This window comes from Pseudoalteromonas sp. G5_S1_14_S5 (genome assembly GCF_054968605.1).
The window spans coordinates 1-20,597 of the sequence record NZ_JBQKUM010000007.1 but is presented as its reverse complement, the minus strand read 5'-3'; the positions used below and the strand labels follow the sequence as shown (position 1 = coordinate 20,597).

Annotated in this window: 22 protein-coding genes; 18 read left to right on the top strand and 4 right to left on the bottom strand. The window is 41.5% G+C overall.

Annotated features, from left to right (window positions below; genetic code table 11):
* Nucleotides 1-24: 24 nt before the first annotated feature.
* Together ACTRWI_RS03540 and ACTRWI_RS03535 are read left to right on the top strand one after the other, a co-directional pair.
* The gene (locus ACTRWI_RS03540) at nucleotides 25-924 is read left to right on the top strand and encodes a zeta toxin family protein (RefSeq protein WP_102381668.1); all 900 of its coding nucleotides are present in this window, start codon (nucleotides 25-27) and stop codon (nucleotides 922-924) included.
* Nucleotides 925-938: 14 nt separating this feature from the next.
* Complete coding sequence (locus tag ACTRWI_RS03535; protein WP_499129423.1) at nucleotides 939-1,154, top strand: hypothetical protein; 216 nt, start codon at nucleotides 939-941, stop codon at nucleotides 1,152-1,154.
* Nucleotides 1,155-1,162: 8 nt separating this feature from the next.
* On the opposite strand, the gene ACTRWI_RS03530 is transcribed toward ACTRWI_RS03535, so the two are convergent.
* Nucleotides 1,163-1,615, bottom strand: coding sequence for a hypothetical protein (locus tag ACTRWI_RS03530; RefSeq protein WP_102381666.1), 453 nt, complete (start codon nucleotides 1,613-1,615; stop codon nucleotides 1,163-1,165).
* Between the two features lie 173 nt (nucleotides 1,616-1,788).
* Here ACTRWI_RS03530 and ACTRWI_RS03525 point away from each other — a divergent pair, with 173 nt between their 5' ends.
* From ACTRWI_RS03525 to ACTRWI_RS03505, 5 genes are all read left to right on the top strand, one after another.
* Complete coding sequence (locus ACTRWI_RS03525) at nucleotides 1,789-3,039, top strand: tyrosine-type recombinase/integrase (RefSeq protein WP_499129420.1); 1,251 nt, start codon at nucleotides 1,789-1,791, stop codon at nucleotides 3,037-3,039.
* A 34-nt stretch (nucleotides 3,040-3,073) separates the two neighbouring features.
* Nucleotides 3,074-3,484, top strand: a complete 411-nt coding sequence (locus tag ACTRWI_RS03520) for a hypothetical protein (RefSeq protein ID WP_499129417.1) — start codon at nucleotides 3,074-3,076, stop codon at nucleotides 3,482-3,484.
* An 80-nt stretch (nucleotides 3,485-3,564) separates the two neighbouring features.
* A complete protein-coding gene (locus tag ACTRWI_RS03515) occupies nucleotides 3,565-3,948 on the top strand; it encodes a hypothetical protein (protein WP_499129414.1) in 384 nt (127 codons plus the stop codon).
* Between the two features lie 45 nt (nucleotides 3,949-3,993).
* Complete coding sequence (locus ACTRWI_RS03510) at nucleotides 3,994-4,494, top strand: hypothetical protein (RefSeq protein WP_499129412.1); 501 nt, start codon at nucleotides 3,994-3,996, stop codon at nucleotides 4,492-4,494.
* A 102-nt stretch (nucleotides 4,495-4,596) separates the two neighbouring features.
* On the top strand, nucleotides 4,597-5,025 hold the full coding sequence (locus ACTRWI_RS03505; protein ID WP_499129409.1) for a DUF2787 family protein: 429 nt from the start codon (nucleotides 4,597-4,599) through the stop codon (nucleotides 5,023-5,025).
* A 461-nt stretch (nucleotides 5,026-5,486) separates the two neighbouring features.
* Here ACTRWI_RS03505 and ACTRWI_RS03500 read toward each other — a convergent pair whose 3' ends face one another.
* Nucleotides 5,487-6,344: a helix-turn-helix transcriptional regulator gene (locus ACTRWI_RS03500; RefSeq protein WP_499129407.1), complete on the bottom strand. Its 858-nt coding sequence runs from the start codon at nucleotides 6,342-6,344 to the stop codon at nucleotides 5,487-5,489.
* A 243-nt stretch (nucleotides 6,345-6,587) separates the two neighbouring features.
* Between ACTRWI_RS03500 and ACTRWI_RS03495 the strand changes: the two genes are divergently transcribed.
* Together ACTRWI_RS03495 and ACTRWI_RS03490 are read left to right on the top strand one after the other, a co-directional pair.
* A complete protein-coding gene (locus tag ACTRWI_RS03495) occupies nucleotides 6,588-6,854 on the top strand; it encodes a hypothetical protein (protein ID WP_499129404.1) in 267 nt (88 codons plus the stop codon).
* A gap of 292 nt (nucleotides 6,855-7,146) precedes the next feature.
* Nucleotides 7,147-7,344, top strand: coding sequence for a hypothetical protein (locus ACTRWI_RS03490; RefSeq protein WP_017084383.1), 198 nt, complete (start codon nucleotides 7,147-7,149; stop codon nucleotides 7,342-7,344).
* A gap of 118 nt (nucleotides 7,345-7,462) precedes the next feature.
* Here ACTRWI_RS03490 and ACTRWI_RS03485 read toward each other — a convergent pair whose 3' ends face one another.
* Nucleotides 7,463-8,731, bottom strand: a complete 1,269-nt coding sequence (locus ACTRWI_RS03485) for a hypothetical protein (protein ID WP_499129402.1) — start codon at nucleotides 8,729-8,731, stop codon at nucleotides 7,463-7,465.
* A gap of 183 nt (nucleotides 8,732-8,914) precedes the next feature.
* Here ACTRWI_RS03485 and ACTRWI_RS03480 point away from each other — a divergent pair, with 183 nt between their 5' ends.
* The 7 genes from ACTRWI_RS03480 (at nucleotide 8,915) to ACTRWI_RS03450 (ending at nucleotide 16,837) form a co-directional block, all read left to right on the top strand.
* On the top strand, nucleotides 8,915-10,072 hold the full coding sequence (locus tag ACTRWI_RS03480) for a tyrosine-type recombinase/integrase (protein ID WP_499129400.1): 1,158 nt from the start codon (nucleotides 8,915-8,917) through the stop codon (nucleotides 10,070-10,072).
* Between the two features lie 10 nt (nucleotides 10,073-10,082).
* Nucleotides 10,083-10,262, top strand: a complete 180-nt coding sequence (locus tag ACTRWI_RS03475; protein WP_499129397.1) for a helix-turn-helix transcriptional regulator — start codon at nucleotides 10,083-10,085, stop codon at nucleotides 10,260-10,262.
* A 377-nt stretch (nucleotides 10,263-10,639) separates the two neighbouring features.
* Entirely contained in the window at nucleotides 10,640-11,065 is a 426-nt protein-coding gene (locus ACTRWI_RS03470; protein ID WP_102409452.1) for a hypothetical protein, read from the top strand.
* A 67-nt stretch (nucleotides 11,066-11,132) separates the two neighbouring features.
* A complete protein-coding gene (locus tag ACTRWI_RS03465; protein ID WP_499129394.1) occupies nucleotides 11,133-13,826 on the top strand; it encodes a hypothetical protein in 2,694 nt (897 codons plus the stop codon).
* 313 nt (nucleotides 13,827-14,139) lie between these two features.
* Nucleotides 14,140-14,823, top strand: a complete 684-nt coding sequence (locus tag ACTRWI_RS03460) for a ribonuclease H1 domain-containing protein (RefSeq protein WP_499129392.1) — start codon at nucleotides 14,140-14,142, stop codon at nucleotides 14,821-14,823.
* A 91-nt stretch (nucleotides 14,824-14,914) separates the two neighbouring features.
* Entirely contained in the window at nucleotides 14,915-15,538 is a 624-nt protein-coding gene (locus ACTRWI_RS03455) for a hypothetical protein (protein WP_499129390.1), read from the top strand.
* Nucleotides 15,539-15,706: 168 nt separating this feature from the next.
* Nucleotides 15,707-16,837 (top strand): DNA cytosine methyltransferase, encoded by a 1,131-nt coding sequence (locus ACTRWI_RS03450; RefSeq protein ID WP_499129389.1) that lies wholly within the window; start codon nucleotides 15,707-15,709, stop codon nucleotides 16,835-16,837.
* Between the two features lie 67 nt (nucleotides 16,838-16,904).
* On the opposite strand, the gene ACTRWI_RS03445 is transcribed toward ACTRWI_RS03450, so the two are convergent.
* Nucleotides 16,905-17,834, bottom strand: coding sequence for a hypothetical protein (locus tag ACTRWI_RS03445; protein WP_499129387.1), 930 nt, complete (start codon nucleotides 17,832-17,834; stop codon nucleotides 16,905-16,907).
* 642 nt (nucleotides 17,835-18,476) lie between these two features.
* Between ACTRWI_RS03445 and ACTRWI_RS03440 the strand changes: the two genes are divergently transcribed.
* Together ACTRWI_RS03440 and ACTRWI_RS03435 are read left to right on the top strand one after the other, a co-directional pair.
* The gene (locus ACTRWI_RS03440) at nucleotides 18,477-18,884 is read left to right on the top strand and encodes a VOC family protein (protein WP_499129385.1); all 408 of its coding nucleotides are present in this window, start codon (nucleotides 18,477-18,479) and stop codon (nucleotides 18,882-18,884) included.
* Nucleotides 18,885-18,967: 83 nt separating this feature from the next.
* Nucleotides 18,968-20,221, top strand: coding sequence for an HD-GYP domain-containing protein (locus tag ACTRWI_RS03435; RefSeq protein ID WP_499129383.1), 1,254 nt, complete (start codon nucleotides 18,968-18,970; stop codon nucleotides 20,219-20,221).
* Nucleotides 20,222-20,597: the final 376 nt, after the last annotated feature.

The window sequence follows — 20,597 nt, the reverse complement described above, 5'->3', positions numbered from 1 at the left end:
AATTTCAATGAAGAACAAGATGTAATGAAAGACTACTCAAGGCCCTTAAATAATAACCTAAAAGTACATGACTTTTTAACTCGCTCTTTAGGTATGACTAATACACGAAAGTTGGGTGATAGCGTTCAAGAGGTTGTTACCGCTGAGAAGCTAATAGAAAGCACGACAGCTGAATCAACATTAAGTCATAAAGTTAACCGACATCCGTACTATTCAACCACTGATGAGCGAAGAAAACTTCGTAAAAGAATTTTTAAAGAGTTGGTAGCTAAGAAAGTATTGACAAATGACGATAAGATTCGTCTTGGTCATGGTGGTGTACGCCCTGAAAAACATCTAGTGCAAAGAAAGGCTTTTATTATTTCAGGACTACCAGGTTCAGGTAAGTCTTATGTTGCCTCAAAGGTTTCTAGTCATTGTTGCGCCGCTATAATTGATACAGACTTTGCCAAAAGGAAGTTCCCCGAATTTAAGCTTCCTCAAGGTTCTACCATCGTTCATGAAGAAGCAGCTAAAGTTATGTTTGAAGTGAAAGGTGATGAACCATCGGTTTTTGAAGCTATGACTGTTCATGGGGCTAATGTTGTCATACCGAAGATCGGGTATGATGTAGATTCAATTATAGAATTAAAAAATTATCTTTCTGAACAAGCTGGTTATGATGAAGTACATCTCATCACAGTTAGTATAGAAAGAGATCTTGCTACTCGTCGGGTCCTCGAGCGCTTTTTAAAAACAGGGCGATATGTGCCATTGGGGGTTGTCTTTGATGTATTTGCTAATGAACCAACATTGACATATTATAGGTTAAAGAATGGTCACTCGTGGAGTTCCATTTCCAAACTGGTTTGGGATAATCAAAGTGGTACTTTGGGTTGGTTTGAGCCACCTTGTGTTAATAACCCAATTGCAACTTTGTTTTGAAGATAGGAGTAATCATGAATGGTAAAAAAGTGACAGTCTCTTATTCAGATAAAAACTTTGAGACTTACAAGAAAAAAGCTCGAAACATTTCTACTGAAATTTACAAAATGAATATTCGCTTGTACCAGAGCGAAGAGATTGTAGAAAGTGCCTCCTTTAAGAAGCACCCTACATCTGATAAGCAGGAGATATTAGATAAGTATCAAGAGTTTAACTTAAGCTTTGATTGACTTTAACTTTATTCAGGAAGCTGTGTCACTTTGTATTCTTCACAAAAAAGCATAGCTTCTCCTAAAAAGTCTTTTGGTAATTCAGAAATAGACTTTACACAGTAATAATACTTACTATCCAACCATTTTGTTATTTCTTCAGGTCTTGCACCACAAATCCCGTCAAAAGTGTGGTCTAGAAAGTCATATACGTACGCACTGTAAATTAACTTGTAGTCTCCGATAGGTTCTATCTCTAATATCGCCCCATCGTCCCCAGAATAAGTGTTAGCTTGTTTTTTACATGTAGATACAAAAATGGTTTGGCTACGGGCCTTTATTTTGAACTTCTTAAAAAACCATAAATCCGCTTGCTCATGAATAGCGGGGTGTGTATCTGTTGGTTTTCTAGGCGCTTCTAAATATGCGTTAGGCAATATGGTATCAGTAATATGTTTTTTGGTTCCTCTGTATAGTTTCATCTTAAATCCTACTAATCTATTGATTTTAAAGTTGTTTAAGTTTAACTCGATAGTTCTATTAGAGGAACAGTTTATTTGAGTGCTTAATGAAGTTAGATTTGGATCTTTCACCGCAATAAGTTGCTTTTCAAGCTTATATTAACTAATTGAATATCTAGTTAATGGAGGTTTGAATGAGCAAATCACAACGACTCACCACCACTTTCCTCAACAATCTCAAGCCCAATCCTGCCAACGCTAAATCCACCGATTACGAAATTAATCTATCTGCTATGAAAGACTCTGGTCTGCCTGTAGGTGTTCGCTGCTTGGTAGGTAAGCGTCAGGGTTCAGTTCGCTATCTTCTACGATATACCAGTCCGGTTACAGGTAAGAAAGCATCCATCGGTCTAGGGCGGCTCAATGACACTGACCTAATCACCTTGCGCAAGAAAGCGAAGGAGTATCGTCAGCAAGTTCTTGAAGGTATTGATCCGAAGATCGAGCGTGACACTGAAAAGACTGATTCTTCTATGACCCTTGAACGGTTTTTCGATACTGTTTATCTTCCGCTTCAAAAACAGCGCCGCACATGGAAAGATGATGTCGCTCGGTTTCGGTTACATGCTAAGTCGATACATCATGTTCCAATAAACCAGCTCACAGCTGCTCACATCGTTAAAGTTCAGATGGAAATGCAAGGTAAGATCAGCAAAACCACTGGTAAACCTTACGCAACTGCCAGTATTTGCAGGGTATTAGCACTTCTCAAGTCGATAAATAAACATGCATACCGTCTTATGGATTGTCCCTTGGTCGCTGATAAGGTCAGCTTACCTAAGCTTGATAATATCCGCACTGGTTATCTCTCCGAGAGTCAGTTGAAAGATTTTGTTCGCCATGCATTGGAGTATCCAGATAAACATACCGGAGCGTTCCTTGCTTTGTTGTTTTTGACTGGATTAAGAGATCGTGAATTGAGGTACTTAACCCACGAATCGATAAACTGGGAACAGAAAACTTTGTATATAAGTCGAACAAAAAATGGTCGTGACCACATTGTTTATCTGAGTGATTACATGCTCTCTATTTTGAAGTCGATACCCAAAGTGGCGAATAATCCCTATATCTTTGCTGGACGTAGAAAGGGTAAACCTATCAGCCCAGCTAGGCACGCATTGAAGGTAATCAAGGAGAAGATGGGACTGCCTGATATACCAGGAGATAAAGCCAATATAACCCTGCACAGTGCCAGACATACTCTCGGAACTTTGCTTGCGGCAAAAGGAGTACCTTTACATGATATTGCTAAACAATTGAATCACTCGGAGATAGGTATAACGAGTAAGTATTATGCCAAGCATACCGTTGGTCGTAGGCGTAAAGTTGGCTCTCATCTATCGGATATGGTAAGTGACAATCAAGTTGCCTTTGGTAGAGAATAGTGAGTCACGGTTATTGTATAGGTGTAGGAAAAGTATGAGGTTTTCGGAGTGGAAAGGTGGCTGTCGATTATCTGAACTTTCAAGTAATGAAGTTCCCCAAGACGCTGGAGTGTATATTATTTCAGTTCGACAAAAAATTAATAGAGCTCATGGTGTTGATGAGAATGGTATTTTAGATGTAGGAGAGAGTGGCAATCTGAGAGAGCGTATTAAGGCTTTCTACTCTTGTGCTAGAGGCTCTAGAAAAGAGGGGCATATGGCGGGTTGGAGGTTCCGAGAGTTTGATTTAAACAGCGTTTTTCCTATTGATTCTTTATACATTTTCTGGAAAACGTGCAGTAATAAAGCGGCAGCAGAAGTATTAGAAGGAGAGATCTTAAGTGAATACCTATCGCAACATTATGAATTACCGCCATTAAATTATAAATTTAACTGGAAGAGATAAAAGCTACATTAACATTAGAAAAAGCCCTCGTGCAGCGAATAGCTGGACGGGGGCTTTTTCATTATTAGGAAAAAATAATTATGAAAAATGTAAACAAGTTTGAAGATATTCAATCATTGCCAATGCCTGATGGTGTGAAAGCAAAACTGCTAGAGCACTTGATAGAGCCACTCGGTGATGAAGAAAGTACGAAAGCGTTCTGGGATGAGGTTGGCACTACTTTGTATTTGATTGAAGCCGATGATACCGATGAAACCTTGAGTGAAGAATCTGAGGAAAATCAGCATTTTTTAAGGTTCCTCAGTAACTACAGCGAATGGGTGCTTTTGCTAAATGATGATGACTCTCCTTGGCTACTTGCTGTTGCCATTGTCACTACGGCAGGTAGTGGGGTGTATTGCTGCGCTCCAATGAACAGTCCAACGTTCCCAGTCGTCAAGCTTGCTGATCAAGCTGAATCTTAATCTCGAATTTAATCTTAATAGTCACTAATAGTATGGAGGTGTCCCATGGCACGTAAAACCAATCAAAAAGAAAAAGTCGTTCAACCTGAAGTCATAGAGGGTAATGAACAAGTCACGGTTACTGACGACAATCCAGTAGACCATTTCACTAATATCGTGCTCGAAGGTAAAGCAAAAAAGTTATCACCGAAAACTCAGAATCATGTGTTCTACGAGCTTTCGGTATATGATGATCTAAATACTCTATTCTTTAGGCTTTCGGGTAATGAAGGTGGTGGGCTTCATAGTAAAGAGTGGGTAGCCTTTGAAGATGTTGTCGCTGTGTTAAATGAGCAAGACGACAAGCCGTTTAAAAGCACTGTACTTAAATCTGTGTTCAAAGGTGGGTCTGCTAATAATGCTGGATTTATGGCGGCGGCACTGCGTGGGTTATTACTTATCCTGCCGTCGGAGAAATCGGTGTTTCTCCACGTTCTTGCGCCTGACTACAAGCAACGTCGTGATGAACTCCTGTCATTAGTGGACGGTGAAACCGAAGTTAAATAACTTCGAATTTCTTATCAATCCTTGCCGACCAAACTACTTCCCAAGTTTCATACCGCGCACTACCCAAGAGTGCACCCCTAACAAATTAAAAGAGAATTTATTATGAACTTAACTTTTGACGTTGAGCGCTTACTGCTGCCAGTAAGTGTCGATCTTCAAGATACTTTAAACCGAGTGATCAGCGAATCGGGTAAATGGACACCCATGATCCAATCGGTCGTGATTAACTTTCGAGAAAAATCATACAGTCCTGAGAACGGTGGCTACCACCCTGTGGAAATCCGTATCAGTAGGCTTAATGATCAATGGGTTTTCGATTACATCACTGACTTTAGTTACTGTGGATTGATGCCTGAGCTAGAGAAAGAAATCGACTTTGATTTTGGTCATGGTGTGGCTTATATCCGATACATGGGGGGAGTTCCCATTACTGAATCCAGTGTCGCTGAGTTCTATTCAATGTGGGAAACCAACTTTCTAGGCTACATCGGAATGGACTGCTTTGATGAGATAAAAGTCACGGTGGATTAGTCCATTACTAACGAATCAAGTTGAAAGCACCATGTATGCACCATAAAATCCGCCTCTCACTTCCTAGTGAAATCAAGGCTTCTCATTGTCCCATGTTTGTCATGGTGTGATGGGAAGCCTTTTTCATTTGGGTAACGTTCTACAACGGATTACTTAAACGTTGCCGTCGGGGTTTAGAGAGGATGGATTTTGGGATAGCTATGGACGGTGGAAACACCAAGGAAGGGAGATTCAATTTTAACGAGTTTGCTTGGTTCTTACTGGTGTTTTGTTATTAAAAGCTCCCATTGCTATCTGGAAGCAATGGGAGTGTAGTATTCGTTTTCTCTAGGGTGCGTATAGGTAGCCGATCAGAAATGCAATTTACCCTGAAATTCTTTATGGCCATCTGTTCCTAATTAGGCACCAAGAGTGCACCTTAATAAGGTTGTTTTTAATTTGGAGTTAAAGTTGAGTTTTAGTTAAAATCTATCCAATGAGGCATACAACTCACGCATTAACTCAAGTTTCAAAGTGGTAGGTGAAAGAATTTCTATGCGTGGCATCCATTGTTTTAAAATCGGCATGATGTCGCCTAGTTTGGATACTCGACTGGAGACTAATAAGCTTCCATCAGGAAGCTCTTTCAATACCTTTTGGTTAGGGAGAATAACACCATCAATAAAGTGTGAAGCTACCTCAACATCAACCTGTAATAACACATCTGCATTTTCAGCTGTTAACCACTCCATTCCCACCCTACGGATGTTTTCTAGTACCTTTGGGTCAGGATAGTATTTATCTTCGGCGGTGTGAATCTGGGAAACCTTAGCAAGACGGTACGAATATAGCTGACCTGACGCTACCCCACTGAGGTACCAGATACCCCTGTCATTCACCAATCGGTACGGATGCACCTGAGTTATCAGGCGACCTTGGTAGGTAAGGTCAATGATAGTTCTAGAGGTAATCGCACTATTTATCTGAGTAAACACACCATCAAACTTGTGAGTGTCTTCGATACGTGGATTCTTGAATAGGATGGTTGAAGCTGAGGTACCGATATTGTGCTTTGGTGGAAGCAGACTCGATAACCCTGATTCATCAAGAACACGCTGAGTGGTTGTTATGCTTGAGCTAAGCTGACTTTCTAACTGATATCCATGTTCTGTTTTCATGATAGGAGCACTGACCAATCGCTGGTTGAAGTCCCGGCGCAAGGTCTTTTCACTCACACCGTATTCTTCCATCATCCAACTTATAGATAACACTTCACCTCGGTATAACCGAGTCAGTATATCTCCAAGTCTTAGGGCTAGCTTTTCGCTCTTATCATTCATCTCAATATCGTAACGAACCAATTGGACGGGTTGTGTCCGTTAGATTTTTAAATCTTTCAATTCGTTACGCACTAAGAACTGGCATAGCTTTCATCAACCTAGATGGAGCAATGGCTATACAAAATATTCAATCAATTTCATCTTGCTGGACACAACCTGACCTTCACCCTCTTTAAACTAATCATCAATCACGTTAACGCCGTCTTTATCGGTGGTGTCATTACGTCTTTAAGGAAAACAACAATGAAAAAATCAATTGTCCTGCTAGGTCTAACTTCGCTTTTCGCATCTTCAGTATTCGCAGGTGGCACGTTCGGCGGTAATCCGGGTGATATATCTAAAATGAAAGAGCTGCTAGAGCCTCAATGGAATGGCAAGGCAGGTATTCAGAACACATCGTCTTACGGTGTCATTGTGCAGTGGAAAGCCGATGTCTGCGGAACAATGAATGGTCATGTTACTGATGTGACTCAATGCGACTCAGATACCCCGAAAGGTAAAGCACAATAAATTTTGTTGCGGAGCTTGGCTCACGATGCCTCAGTTTCGAAATTGGAACTCTCTTGGCTGAGGTATCAATGAGCTTCGCAACACCCCAATAAACCAACAAGAAGGAGCCTTTACATGGCGATTAAATCAATTACAACACTCGTTACAACCTGTCCTGCATGTGGTGAACGTGCTTATGATGATGGTAGCTGTCAGGTGTGCGGTCACTCTCATTAGGTAGTAATCGTAATTATCCAAGGGCGATATCGAGAGGTATCGCCCTTTTCGATTTCTAGAGGAAAGGAAAAACATTATGGCGAAAACACATTTTCATTCTAACTCTCAACAGCGTTGGTTTAAGCCTAGCGTTTCAATGGGATTAAAAGGGGCACAGTATAGTTCTATTGCTGCATCTCGTGTTTGCCCTCAATTTATCGTTCTTGCGGGAGCTGTGGGGTTTGTCACTGGCGCTGTCATTGGTGGTGTTCTGGATGAGCTAGACGTTCTCTAATGAAAAAATAAGTAGAGGTGGTTTTTCCTCTACTTTTTTCTTTATCGTAATTTGTGTTTTTCGTTTTCCCTTATCTCATTGGGCTTTTTCCCCTGTGATCTCTTAGGCCGTTGGGGAATTAATAACACTCCAAATTCGCACTACCATCAGTTACCTCGATCATCGGTATATCACTGTCGCTATTTACTTCTGCAAGTATGAGGTCTTTGCGCTGCTTTAGATTGAACACCGATAGACGCTCATGAAACTGATACCAAGTAAGCTCAATGTTTCGAGTATCAGTCCCACCTGTTTTGGAAACGATGTTTACTTGTGTACTTGATAGGGGAGCATCTTTCACTATCAAGTATTCCTTATCTGGAAGTTTCTCATTCCATACATAGTCAGGCTTGAACACTGGCGTACTTCCGAACGGTGTATTGACCTGTCGAATATCTTGCTTGAGCTTTAAGGCATAACGACAACGGTCACCGTCTTTGTCTTTGAAATCAATGTAAAGTGTACAAACCTTTCCCTCTTTCTGTAGACCGAGGGTGTACTTGTATTCGTCGTGTTTAAGCTTGTCACTTTCGAAGAATGGGTTGTCCCGTAGGTGTAATTTGCAAGGGATATAGCCGATGTGGTCGTAGGGCTTGAGCAGCAAAGTCATTTCTATCGGATCTTCTTCAATCTTACCTGTGGCTATCGTAGTGAACAAAGCCGCATAAAAAGGTTTGTTCTTTATCTTGGGCAGTACAGAATCTTTACTTATGTTTTTCCGGAACCATCGTTTGGTCGGTTCAATTAGGTGCTTTTCATTCGTTGGCGAGTAACTTTGGAGTACTTGTAAGATGATCTCTAAGCACTCATCTTCGTACTTTGTATCGTCATTGGCTAGCTCATTCACTTTGGCGATAAATGCTTTGTTTATCTCGTACCATAGTGGGAACTGGGTACTTTTGATAGAAAACGTTACCGGAACATGCGTGTATGCTTTGGCACGATTATCGTTAATTTTCTCGTGCATTTCAGCCTGTGTATTACGGGCTTCATCCTCACTTTTCTTGAACGGCTTTACGGCGAGTGGACGGTGCGGATAATCTTCGACAATATTGTTTTTGTTGATAGTGATGTGGATATCGATTGTATTATCGAGTTTATCGATAGCTGATTTTACAGAGTACTCCTTTACGAACGAAGAATGTGCAGATCTGTTTGTAAAACGTGCATTGATACCTGCTTTAGCACAAGCGAGAGAGAGTTGGTTGGTGACCTTATCGACACTTAAACCGAGTAGGTGTGTAAGTGTCTCGATCAGCTCATGTTTTTGATGAGATGTCTTTAGGCTATCGCGATGAATATGTAGATTGACGATCTTATCGAGGTAGTGAGTCTTTTTTCTTGACATGTTAAATCAAACAAATGTGTTCCTTTTCTAGTACTTTACTCTTTCTTATCCCCTTATGTCTCCTAGGTTTTTACTTCAATGATGGCTTTGACGGTTATTGGATGAGGTGACTCACTCAAAACCTTCAAGATAGCGAAAACAATAAGTTAGTGCTCACGATTTACTTATACGGAGTGTGATATTGTGAGCACTGCACCGATAGAAATGAACCAGAAGGTACTGAACGCCTTGCCTCGCCCAGCTAAGGGCGAGCAAGGTGTTGAGTATCCTTGGAAGAAAAACCCTCGATTGCGCGTACTTGTGACCGCGAAGAGTATGCGCTGGATAGCTCGCCTTGGCTGGAAAGGAAAGCGTTACTACGAGTCGTTTGGGACTTACCCCGAAATGAAGTTTTCTGAATTCAATCAGTTGGCTTACCAATTTATCGCTGATGTTCAGTCTGGGGCATATCAGAAGGGGGCATGTTTGACTGTACAACAGTTCTTTGATGGCGTTGTACTTCCATACAGTCGTAATCATCACCGCGATTCTAAGACCTTTTTATCCCGTTCTAAGCGTGTAATGGCTGCGTTTGGTAAAGAGCGTGTTACGGACGTGACTCGCCGTGATGTTGAACGGTTTCTTAATTCACTTACAGACTTAAGCAATTCCTCCATTAACCGTTATCACGCCTTCTTGTCGAAACTTTTTTCGATGGCGGTTGAGCATGAGATTATCGATAAAAATCCAGTAAAGGGCATTAAAAAACGGTTGGAGAACAATGCGAAAGACCGAGTGTTGTCCTCTAAAGAAATGGAAAGCTTTTGTCGTCATGCTTGCGCTGAACCTAACTTCATTCATGCCTATGCTTTGATGCTTAGCCTGCTTACAGGTATGCGTGTTGGTAACGTGATGGGCCTTACGCGTTCCATGTTAGCTGTTGATTTATCGTCTGCTTTATTACCTATGACTAAATCCGGTAAATCACAGCGAATTTATTTCTCTGAGCCTGCACAACGTCTTGTCCGAAAGTGCCTCAAGGTTTCTTTTAATGATTGGGTATTTCCCTCGTTAAAGAACCAAGGTGAGCACATTGCCTACCCACGCGCTTGTATGGAACGCATTCAACAAGCCATGAAGCAAGAAGGTTGTCTGGAAGCGCCTTTTACTATCCACGATCTTCGTAGAACGTATGCAACCCAAATGTTGATTGCAACGAACGATATTCGCCTCGCGCAGCAAAGTCTTGGTCATTCCAATGTGAGTGTTACCGAGCGTTACGCCTATTACCAAAACACCCATTTAGCACAAGCCTCTCAGCAGACCGTTGACGCCATGCTGCCAAACTTACAAATCGATTAAGGAGTTCGATATGTCCAGAGTACTAACTATTGAAGAATTTGCTGAAATGTACGGCTTAAACCCTGCAACTGTCCGAACCAATGTGACTCGTAACCCTAAGAGTTTACCACCAGTGATACGCATAGGTCGTAGTGTGCGCTTTTTGCGTAGTGAGGTTGAGCGTTGGGAAAAAGAGATGACAATGTATTAACACAGTAATATCTCTCAATACAGATAAAAGCCCAAAGGCGTCCGTTAGGGCGTCTTTGGGCTTTTTAGTGCGCATCTATAAAAATCAAACAAAAGTGTACCTAACCTTGATCTTTTTACTATCACAGCCTTGACGAGTGATATTTCTTCTAGCGCGTTTCGTGACTTAGGTTCTGCTCTTAAGCTTCACTGTCTTTTGATCGGTGAGTTAATTGTTTTTGTGGCTTATCGACTCGATTCCCTTCTTAGTTGAATGCTTTCTTTCATCTCTAATATGTACCTCAGCAACGCAGCGATTCTCTCGCTTGCTTGTTTTGAGGGGGCAGCGAGCTTCTTCGCTGTTCTTTAACAATTCAATTTTTAGAAGGATAAGAGAAAATGAACGCAATGTTTGTAAAAACAAGATCTGGTGTCGCGAATGTGGCTAATGGCAAAACAGTATTGCCGTCTGATGATCGTTTAGTGGTTTTGGATAAGACTTGTAATTTGATTATTAACGAGTCTGGTGATCAGGTTGGTGAGCTGTTCGATAAGATCTTAAAAGCGGTGAAGCCAGAGAAAGGTAAGTGCTTAATGTTGGAAAGCGGCGGTTGGATTCACGCGAGTGCGATCTCCAACGCTTTCATTTCAGGTAAGTCCGGAGCACTTCTGATCACGGCGATGAATAGCGATAACCTCTTAGCGATGTTCACTCCCGAAGAATATTCAGATCTAGATGGTTTACGAGATGCGATTGTTGATGCGCTGATAGCGTTCTCTGAGGGTAAAGATTTACCAACAGTGAACTGGTCAGAGTATCGATAAGACCTGTCTTTTAACCCTTTCAAAAAGATGCCCTCGGGCATCTTTTTGCGTATCTGGAGTAACCCTAATGAGTGAAAATTTTGATTGGTTAGAGCAGGCTTCTGACTTAAGTATGGATAACCTAGCAACATCAGGTTGGACTGAAGAAGAGGCGGCAAGTTCTTGGGATGAAGCTCAACCGAGTGAGCCCACTTCTTTTGATAGCGTTAAGCGCAAAGCTAAACCGCTGGTGGGTCGAAAACCTAAAAAGAAGAAGCAGAACAAGCGTAAAAAGCGAAAGCCCACACCGTTCTTTGAACGCCCCGTGATAGCTATGGATACTGAGTATGTAGCGTCTGAATGCGGAACCTACAACCGTATCTTGAGTTACCAGTTCGCGGTTCTATTCAATGACAAACTATCAACGATTATCTTGTTTCCTGAATCGACCAAAAAATCTGGACGACTAGCACTGGACAAATGCTTGGTTCAGGCTATCGAAAAAGCGATGGAAGATGAAGTACTTGATAAGTGGCCGACTGACATCATTTTGTGTGCTCATTGGCTATCGGCTGATTTGTTTAACTTCAGCCAAGCCTTTGATCAGCTAAAGGCCCACGTAAAAGGGTTGCGTAAGACGGTGGCGAGTCTTGATGACGTATACGGACTGGAACTTGATAAAGTTATGTCTCGACGTATCGATAAAGAGCCACTACAGACTTACTCGAAGTCTGGTAACAAGAAAACGCTCTTCATCACTTTCTATGACACCATGCTTTTATCGCCTAATGGCTCATCCCTCTCATCCGTAGGTGACCTATTGTCTATACCCAAAGTTGAAATTCCAGAGCCGTATTCCATCTCCCGGATGGATGAGTTTCTGGAAGCACAACCGGAGAAATTCGCTGAGTATGCAATTACTGACTCAATTATCAGTGCTCGTCATTTCCAGCGGGTTTCTTCCTTCTGTCAAAATACACTCGGTCTAAATTCGGTTCCGTTCACCATCGGTGGTATTGCCGTTAAAGCCTTTGTGAATAGCTTGGATGATAAGCGCGGTTATCGTGGTTTGTTTGGCTTTGAGAAGGTGACTAAAGAAGTGTGGCCTTCTGACCGAAGTAAACCTTTAACCATTACACGGGATGTTCCTGTAACGGCTCGTATGACATTAGAGCATTTTTCGACCATGGCTTACCATGGAGGTCGCAACGAGTCATTTATTGTAGGCTCTACAGGTATAGATACTTGGCGAGATTACGATGTTCCATCGTGCTATAGCTCAATTTGTCTAGGTCTACGTGAGCTTGCATACGATCAGATGTACATGACCAAAGATCTTAATGAATTGTTTGGTGATAAATGTGCAATGGCTTGGGTTGAATTTTCCTTTCCTGAAGGGACTCGATTTCCTAGCTTAGCCGTGCGATCTGACTATGGATTGGTGTTTCCAATATTTGGCGAGACTTACTGTACTGGTCATGAACTTGAAGTCGCCTATAACCAAGGTGCAGAGATAACTATAAAGCAAGCCTTTGTGGTTCCTTGGATGAATGATAAACGTATCTTTGAGCCATTCATGAAGTGGGGGCGAGAGCGTCGTAAGTCATTCGATAAGGGAAGTTTTGATGAAAAACTAACCAAGGAAATGTTAAATAGTTGTTATGGAAAGCTGGCGCAGTCATTGCGCCCGAAGACCGCGTTTGATATCCAAGCTGGTTATTCTAAGCAGTTACCACCATCCACTCTAACCAACCCTTTCTTTGCTGCCTATACAACAGGGCTTGCTCGTGCTTTATTGGGGGAAATGTTGCAAAGCATCCCCGATGATAAGGTCGTAGTGTCTGTTACAACGGATGGATTCTTAACCAATGCAGAGTTGGATGAGATTGATCTTAGTGGTGTTATTTGTCGGCGGTTCCGTGACCTTTACCATCGTATTGATCCGTCTAAAGGTGAAGTGCTGGAGTTAAAGCATCAAGCGAAGCAGCTAATCGGTGCGAAAACTCGTGCTCAGTACACTGTTATTGAGAGTGAAGGCTATGAGCCGATACTGGCTAAAGGCGGTGTTAAGGTTGATCCAACCATCACTGACCAGAGTGCTTATATGGTCAATAAGTATCTCACCCGAAAGCCCGGTGACAAAGTTGATGGTAGCTACCTGACACCGAACCGGATGCGCTTTTTAGAGCATAAGGATTTGATGCTTGAGAAGCGGTCTATCTATCTGAACATGGAGTTCGACCAGAAACGTGAAATGTTGAATCCGGTGATGGTTGACGTGAAAGGACGTCAGCATATCGCACTTGAAACCAAGCCGCACAGGTCGTTGGATGAAATGTTGTTTACGCGATTGCGTTTTGATCGCTGGCGTAAGTCTCATGTTCTAAAAGATTTTGATGATTGGTGTTCGTGGCAAGATCGCTTGATAATGGCAGAAAGTACCAGTCACAAGGATGTTCGTTTAAAGGTTGATGAGACCTCAGATACTTTGATGGCACGCTTATTCTTGCGGTTCTACGCTCAAGAGCAAGGTGGTATGAGTAAGAAACAGATTACCGCCAAAGCATTAGCTGAGTGGATGACTGATATTGGGTATCCAACCAAAGCGACCGCAGTTCGTAGTGCTAAGAACGCCAAATTGATTGAAGGCGCTGTACCGATGACTGAGCTGACAACCAAGTTAGCTCTCTTAATTGTCTCGAAGTTTCCTGACTTCGAAGTTGAAATCCTCTTCGACCCTGAATCTCGTTCCTCACTACGAGAAGCTCTCAACGCCCGTTGAGATCGTAAATATTGACCTATCGAAAGCCCTTTTCCCGAAGGGCTTTTTCTTTATGTGTTGAGTTTGACCGTAGGGGAGATAATAGGGGATATGACATCTCAAATTTAAGTAGTAATGGAGTTATCAAGCATTTTCGTACCTTTTACTGCTAATGCTTCCCCTGAAAACCCTTGCGAGATGGTGGCTACGATCAAAACCTGATCGGTTTACGCTTAACTCTAAAGGGCTCCTCTCAAACTCATTACTCTCAAAAATCTAGTTAAATCGATGATGCCACAACGTCGTGGTGATATTGAAAAATATAGGATCAGTTATGTCTAAAACTAAATATTATGCTGTATTAAACGATCAGTCTGCCGATGTCGTTACTAGCTTTGAAGCAGCAAAGAAAATCTTTGAAGGTAAACCGGGCGGTCATAACCGTAAATTCAATACTTATGCCGAAGCTGAGGTTTATCTACTTGAAAAGATTAAAGAGCGTGATAGTCGATTAAAGTTTAACAAACCTAAACGTGGAAAACGTAACCCATATCAAAAGAAGCCTACTGCTATGCAATTACTGGGAATTACCCCTGACAGCTTAGAAGTAAAACCAGCTAAGGCAACTAAGCGAGTGCTAACTTGCTACTTCGGTGGTAAGAGTGCCGATTCAACCATTATATGCTCTGATGGAAAGAGTGAGATTGTTGTTCTGAGTTCTGGAGCTACTGCCAAGCTGAAATACCTAGAGCTGGCTTATGCAGCGATTAAGGTAGCTGATAACGAGATAAGTGATGGTGTAGATTTTGTCGAGGTTTGGGGTGTTGATGGTTCAGTGCTAGTGACTATGAATGAATGGGCTCCGAGATACCGCGAACGTGGTTGGGTTAATTCGTTCGGTAAGCCTGTTGCTCATCGTGAAGTTATCGAACCTATGTTGGCTCTGTATGAAAAGCTAGGCAATAAAGTGAAACTGAACTCTGGTGAGCAACCAGCAGATAACGGCGCACCATTCTAATTAGAAATTAAGTAGCCCTACAGGGGCTGAGAGGCTTGTCCTCTCGGCTCCTGTGGGGATTTTTGTTATCTGAATTACAGGAATAATACCGATGAAAAATACTAAAACATTGACCGTAGAAGGTCTTACATTCACTTCTCGCACTGCTGCTGCGCGTCACTATGGCTTAAACCCCAAATTGGTTAATGAGCGCGTTACAAAGTTCGGCTGGACGCTAGAACAAGCCCTTGAACTTGAGGCTCGCCCTACGACACCGTACCGCAAGAAAGTTGTTATAGACGGCACTGAGTATTCAAGTATGCGCCAAGCGGCTAGAAAGCTAGGTGTGGCGCAAAGTACGCTGATGAATCGCATAAAGTCTGGCATTGGCGTAGAGGAAGCGTTGTCGATTGCGCATACCGAGCGTGAGAAGTTGAAAGGTCAATCTAAGCCTATGTTCTACATGGGTAAGTTGTATCCATCTGCGCGTCATCTTTTGCTTGCTAACCCTGTACTTGTTGCAGGTGGTGATTTGAAGAAGGCTGTTACTTCGCTGAATGACAAGGCTCGTCGTGCTAAGAATAAAGGTGAGATTGAGAATCTGTCGATTGATGAGATTTCGACTAAGTATGGTTTGCCGAAGATAAGGTTTGTTGATGAGTTTGATAAATGTATGAAATTATATGAGTTAACTATTAGCGGTGAATCAAAAGGATTATTTTATCAGTTGAGATAAGTTCAAGAATGACTTGAAATTCGGCCGCAGAATGGAACGGCCGGAATTTAATTTATGTAAAAATAAATTCATTAATATCAGTTACTTGTTGTTTTTTGCTTAATGTTTGCGTAGTAATTCAGTAAGTCATCTTGTACTATTTGTTTAACTTAAGTTAGAGAGAAAATTATGAATGTAGTTGATGCTACTAATATTTTGATATCTAAAGGTCTGGTTAAAGATATAAATGGAACCAGAAGGTTTATTCGTAAAGGTGAACTTGTGGCGACGAAAGAGTGTAATCATGATGGGTATATTATTACACCTGAAGCATTGCAAGCTTTTCTATGGGTTAAAGAGTCATCTGATGCAGACATGGTTAAACATATTTTGGATAATGTAATAAAGCTGCCTTCAGCAGAAAATCCGTATAAGGTCGCTTCTTTTTTTGCTGGAATTGGTGGGTTTGATTTAGGTTGTGAACGAGCTGGAATGGAGGTCGTTTTTCAATGTGAGGTCAATACTTTTTGTCAGAAAGTTTTAAAGAAACATTGGCCTACAACCCCTTTACATTCAGACATTAAAACACTTAAAGCGTCTGAAATACCAGATGCGAATATCTGGTGTGGCGGATTCCCTTGTCAGGATGTGTCACTTGCAAATCAAGGCAAAAGAAAAGGTTTAAAAGGAGAACGAAGTGGACTCTTCTACACTTATGCAGAACTCGTTAGAGAAAGAAAGCCTGACTGGTTGGTCATCGAAAATGTTCCCGGATTACTCAATAGCCACGACGGAGCTGATTTCGGAATCCTTCTTAAAACGTTGGATGAACTCGGGTATGGTGTATCGTGGAGAGTATTTGACACTAAATACTTTGGAACACCACAACGAAGACGTCGAGTGTATATTGTCGCAAGTTTTGGAGACATGCGCTCCGCTAGAGTCCTTTTTGACGATCGAGCAAATTCAGTCGTTGATAAGTCGGGCAGAGGCGAGAGGTCAAGCTTTGCACCCGAAGCTAGAAAAGGCTTATCAAAGTCAGATATCTTTGCTATCCAGCATGCAAGCATCGGAAGAAAGAATACAGCAGGTCCCCAAGCAAAGGGATACAGAAATGATGGAGAAACTTACACGCTTGATTCAAGAGGAAGTGCCGATGCTGTATGTGCGCCGAATGCTCCCTTCAGAGTACGAGAAACTACAGGGGTTTCCGGAGGATTGGACTCTAGTCGACTAAAGGCTGTTGGCAACGCAGTTTCCGTACCTATTGTGGAGTGGATAGCTAAAAAAATAATCTTTGTTGATAGTCAAGGTCTATAACAATTAGTCAAATAGTAACAAGAGTAAACCAGCTCTTGTTACTATTACTTGGTAATCTAACTTTGAGCTATTTCACTGTAATGGTCTGATTCTTTAAGCTTATGAAGTCGCCCTCAAAAATCTCAGGGCTAGGTACTCCTTGGTCTGTCAGAAAGCGCACAAATGTAGAGTAATTGGTAAAAAGTAAGTTCTCCTCATCCACCTCAAGTGGAATAGCACCATGTTGTGCTGGTTGGCTTTTGTCTTCCTTGAAAGGTAAAATACATAGAGTCCAATTATGCTTTCTGAGATCAGTGAGATTGGTATTTTTGAATTTATTTTGTAGGTACTTGTTTATTAATGAGCCAACAGCAAATACTATCTTACCACCAGTTTGACTTACGACATTTCCTTTGACTAGAAACTGTTCTTGTTGTCTCCTCCAAGCATTTGTCACCATAACGCTTGCTTTTGAGGTTGGTGTTCTTAATAAAGCATTATCGCGGTTTGTTGAATTTTCCCAATCGAGCATATGGCTAGCAGTAGAACCTGAACATTCACCACCACCTTGCATCTCTAGTAGTATTTCGTCTACTTTAGAGTTGTTCGTAAAATTCCTCATGATGTAATCTGCATGATAATTATGTTTTCGAGTTTCATCTAGGGGGATTGGTACTTCCCTACGAACTCCAATATCATCGAGTTTAAAATTGTTGGGGTAGATTGTAGTTGCGACTTTATTGAGAATGTCAATTTGATGGTCAACTAACCCTATTTCAACATCCTTCTTGCCAACTTTTTTTTTGCTGTAAGTTGCGCATAACCTATGTTCACAATTAATCCAAAGTTCACCATCTGGCTTTCTCACTGAGCATACAGGGTGGTAGCCTTTAGCATTTTTATCACAAGCTCGATCCATAAATGGGCAGAGCGCTCCGCTTTTAGGTTTTGCTGGTGAGATTATGGGATAATCAATGTCTGTTCGTTGTCCTAGGTACTCAGCAATGATAACTGCCATTGGTAAGCTTTCCTCTATTCTGATTTTAATATCGTCAGTGTAAAGTTTTCCAAGTCATGAGCATAGATGAAGTGTCACAAATATGTAGGTTTATAGTAGCTGGCAGCTAGTTGACGTTTTCTGTGCTCAAAGCATGCAACCTGAATCCAACAGAATCCCATTTCATGGTCTTTTATATCTAACAAGATCTTAGTAAATACAACTAGTTAAAAGCCCATGTAAGGAATTCAAAATCCGTTGCCTTCGGGCGTGGCGGTTCAAGTCCGCCTACCGGTACCATATTTTAAGATAGAGCCTCAACGAAAGTTGAGGCTTTGTTGTATCTGGAGTCTGGAAAGCGTTGCCTTCGCGGTGGCGGCAGGAATGCCTGTCCAATCACTTCGCCTAAATCGGTACCATTTATAGAAAGGTCGCTTTATATATAGCGACCTTTCGTCATTTTGGGCGTTTGTGAATATGAAATCCAGCATGTCGGCTTGGGTGCAAGCTACGAATCAGTTAAATCTTGATGTTTCACTCATAAATCTCATTGATTCCCATCGTGTTAATAACCTTCAATAAATTAATCATCTTAAATCAGCCTGTTACCTGTAATTATTACTTCTATTGTCTATGTTTAAAGTAGCAATAGAGGAGAAAGATATGCTGACAGTAACCCCTTACTTATTTTTCGATGGTCGTTGTGACGAGGCATTGGATTTTTATCATAAATGCTTTGGTGGAGTGGTCTTATCGAAACAACTCTTTAGTAATGCTCCACAGGTAATAGAGGGAGCGCAGCCTGATTGGATCATGCATGCTGAATTCGAAGCCTTTGGTATGAAGCTGATTATGTCTGATGGGGTTAAAGCTAAAGAGCTCGAAGGGAACAACCTTGCACTTTCTCTTGTGACAGACGACACAGCGACCCAAGAGCAGATCTTTGAAAAACTAACGCAGGGCGGGCGAGTTATGACGCCACTTGCAGACACGTTTTGGGGCGCTAGGTTTGGCAAAGTTGAAGATAAGTTCGGTATAAGATGGATGGTGCATTGCGATTCTTTAAACTGAACCTGTGAAATAGGATAGTGAAATTGCTGCTTGGTTTTATTAGAATTATAAATAGAGATTATTAATCAACGTTATATATAAAAATGGGCAGCATAAAAATTACCGTAGATCGCATTCAGCCTGGTCTACATATACGACTTCCCGTCAAGTGGAATGAACACCCGTTTCTATTCAATAGCTTTAAAATAAAAGACGATGCTCAGGTTAAGATCATTCGACACCTTGGTATCAAGCACGTCTATATAAACCTTAATCAAAGTAATACTTCACCTTTGTCAGTTAACCATGTGGTTGAGTTTGAATCAGGTGATGACAATCAAGTTAGTCTTGAAGCTGAAAAAATGTGGAAAGAAAAGCATGATCGCATTGAAACTTTAAGTTCTTACCGACGCAGAGTGAGTAATTGTGAGAAAGAGTTTGAGCGTTCACTTGCTCGAATGCGCTCAGTCATGACCAAAATTCGCAATCGTCCTTTAGATGCGGTAGGGGAGGTGAAATCCCTCGTTGATAATATTGTCGAAACATTAGTATGTGATGATAACGTCACACTTCACCTAATGAATGGTAAAGCTAACTTTGAAGATATCTACTTCCACACATTAAATGTTGCTGTTGTTGCCATGATGATCGGCAAAGTTAAAGGTTACAACACTCAACAATTGAAAGAGCTCTCTTTTGCTGCGTTATTCCATGACGTGGGCAAAATCAAAATACCTGTCGCTATATTAAGAAAGCAGAGCGCATTGACGGTGCCAGAAGAGAACTATTTAAAGCTTCATACTAAGTATGGTGCGGATATCGTTTCTGCAATAGAGGATTTTCCTGAAACAGCTAAAAAGGTAATTGCTCAGCATCATGAGGTGAATGATGGTTCGGGTTACCCTGAAGGCTTAAAAGAAGAAGAGATTGATGAGTTTGCCAAGATAGTGGCGGTGGTCAATGCATTCGATAATTTGTGCCATGGCAAAACACAGTCACAGCCAATGATCCCTTATTTATCGCTTTCCCACTTATATAAGAACTGCAAACACCTATATAGCCAAGACAACTTAAGTCTATTGGTTAAGTTTATGGGAGTGTACCCGCCAGGAACAGTGGTCCAGCTCTCCAATGATTCAATTGGTATTGTGATTTCGGTAAATGCCAAGCATATGCTTTATCCTAATGTGCTGACCTATGACCCTAGCGTACCCAGAACGCAAGCTCCTGTAATTGACCTGCTTGCTAAAGATATCAAGATCGTTAATGCGGTTAATCCCAACAAACTACCTGAACAAGTGAGAGAGTACTTAAACCCTAGATCTCGATTGTCTTATTTTTTTGATAGTGATGAGTAGTTATCCACAGGCTGTTGTTAGTAATTTGTTCGAAAGTTGGGCTTAAAGTGGTACAAATAAGCCCTTGGTTGAAATGTCTTCGCTTAACCTCTTTTTTCAATAAAAAATGCATTTAATGCTTGCCAATATGAGAGGCATCTCTATAATGCCGCCTCACTGACACGGCAGGCGCCACAAGGCTTCAGTAAAGAATGTTAGTAAAGGCAACTAGCTTTGAGTGATAATTCACTCCTACTTTTAGAAAGTAGAAATTAATTCCAAATAAGTGTTTGACACTGAGAATTAAGTCGCTAGAATGGCCGCCTCTTACGAAGTGACGCAAGTCACAATGAAGAGAAGCTCTTTAACAATTTAAATCTATCAATCTGTGTGGGCA

Bases quoted from the DNA above. Each gene is read 5' to 3' on its own strand.
- ACTRWI_RS03465 (WP_499129394.1), top strand. From the start codon at position 11,133: ATGAGTGAAAATTTTGATTGGTTAGAGCAGGCTTCTGACTTAAGTATG.
- ACTRWI_RS03515 (WP_499129414.1), top strand. From the start codon at position 3,565: ATGAAAAATGTAAACAAGTTTGAAGATATTCAATCATTGCCAATGCCT.
- ACTRWI_RS03435 (WP_499129383.1), top strand. From the start codon at position 18,968: ATGGGCAGCATAAAAATTACCGTAGATCGCATTCAGCCTGGTCTACAT.
- ACTRWI_RS03485 (WP_499129402.1), bottom strand. From the start codon at position 8,731: ATGTCAAGAAAAAAGACTCACTACCTCGATAAGATCGTCAATCTACAT.
- ACTRWI_RS03490 (WP_017084383.1), top strand. From the start codon at position 7,147: ATGGCGAAAACACATTTTCATTCTAACTCTCAACAGCGTTGGTTTAAG.
- ACTRWI_RS03500 (WP_499129407.1), bottom strand. From the start codon at position 6,344: ATGAATGATAAGAGCGAAAAGCTAGCCCTAAGACTTGGAGATATACTG.
- ACTRWI_RS03460 (WP_499129392.1), top strand. From the start codon at position 14,140: ATGTCTAAAACTAAATATTATGCTGTATTAAACGATCAGTCTGCCGAT.
- ACTRWI_RS03450 (WP_499129389.1), top strand. From the start codon at position 15,707: ATGAATGTAGTTGATGCTACTAATATTTTGATATCTAAAGGTCTGGTT.
- ACTRWI_RS03525 (WP_499129420.1), top strand. From the start codon at position 1,789: ATGAGCAAATCACAACGACTCACCACCACTTTCCTCAACAATCTCAAG.
- ACTRWI_RS03475 (WP_499129397.1), top strand. From the start codon at position 10,083: ATGTCCAGAGTACTAACTATTGAAGAATTTGCTGAAATGTACGGCTTA.
- ACTRWI_RS03530 (WP_102381666.1), bottom strand. From the start codon at position 1,615: ATGAAACTATACAGAGGAACCAAAAAACATATTACTGATACCATATTG.
- ACTRWI_RS03535 (WP_499129423.1), top strand. From the start codon at position 939: ATGAATGGTAAAAAAGTGACAGTCTCTTATTCAGATAAAAACTTTGAG.
- ACTRWI_RS03495 (WP_499129404.1), top strand. From the start codon at position 6,588: ATGAAAAAATCAATTGTCCTGCTAGGTCTAACTTCGCTTTTCGCATCT.
- ACTRWI_RS03440 (WP_499129385.1), top strand. From the start codon at position 18,477: ATGCTGACAGTAACCCCTTACTTATTTTTCGATGGTCGTTGTGACGAG.
- ACTRWI_RS03470 (WP_102409452.1), top strand. From the start codon at position 10,640: ATGAACGCAATGTTTGTAAAAACAAGATCTGGTGTCGCGAATGTGGCT.
- ACTRWI_RS03445 (WP_499129387.1), bottom strand. From the start codon at position 17,834: ATGGCAGTTATCATTGCTGAGTACCTAGGACAACGAACAGACATTGAT.
- ACTRWI_RS03540 (WP_102381668.1), top strand. From the start codon at position 25: ATGAAAGACTACTCAAGGCCCTTAAATAATAACCTAAAAGTACATGAC.
- ACTRWI_RS03510 (WP_499129412.1), top strand. From the start codon at position 3,994: ATGGCACGTAAAACCAATCAAAAAGAAAAAGTCGTTCAACCTGAAGTC.
- ACTRWI_RS03505 (WP_499129409.1), top strand. From the start codon at position 4,597: ATGAACTTAACTTTTGACGTTGAGCGCTTACTGCTGCCAGTAAGTGTC.
- ACTRWI_RS03455 (WP_499129390.1), top strand. From the start codon at position 14,915: ATGAAAAATACTAAAACATTGACCGTAGAAGGTCTTACATTCACTTCT.
- ACTRWI_RS03520 (WP_499129417.1), top strand. From the start codon at position 3,074: ATGAGGTTTTCGGAGTGGAAAGGTGGCTGTCGATTATCTGAACTTTCA.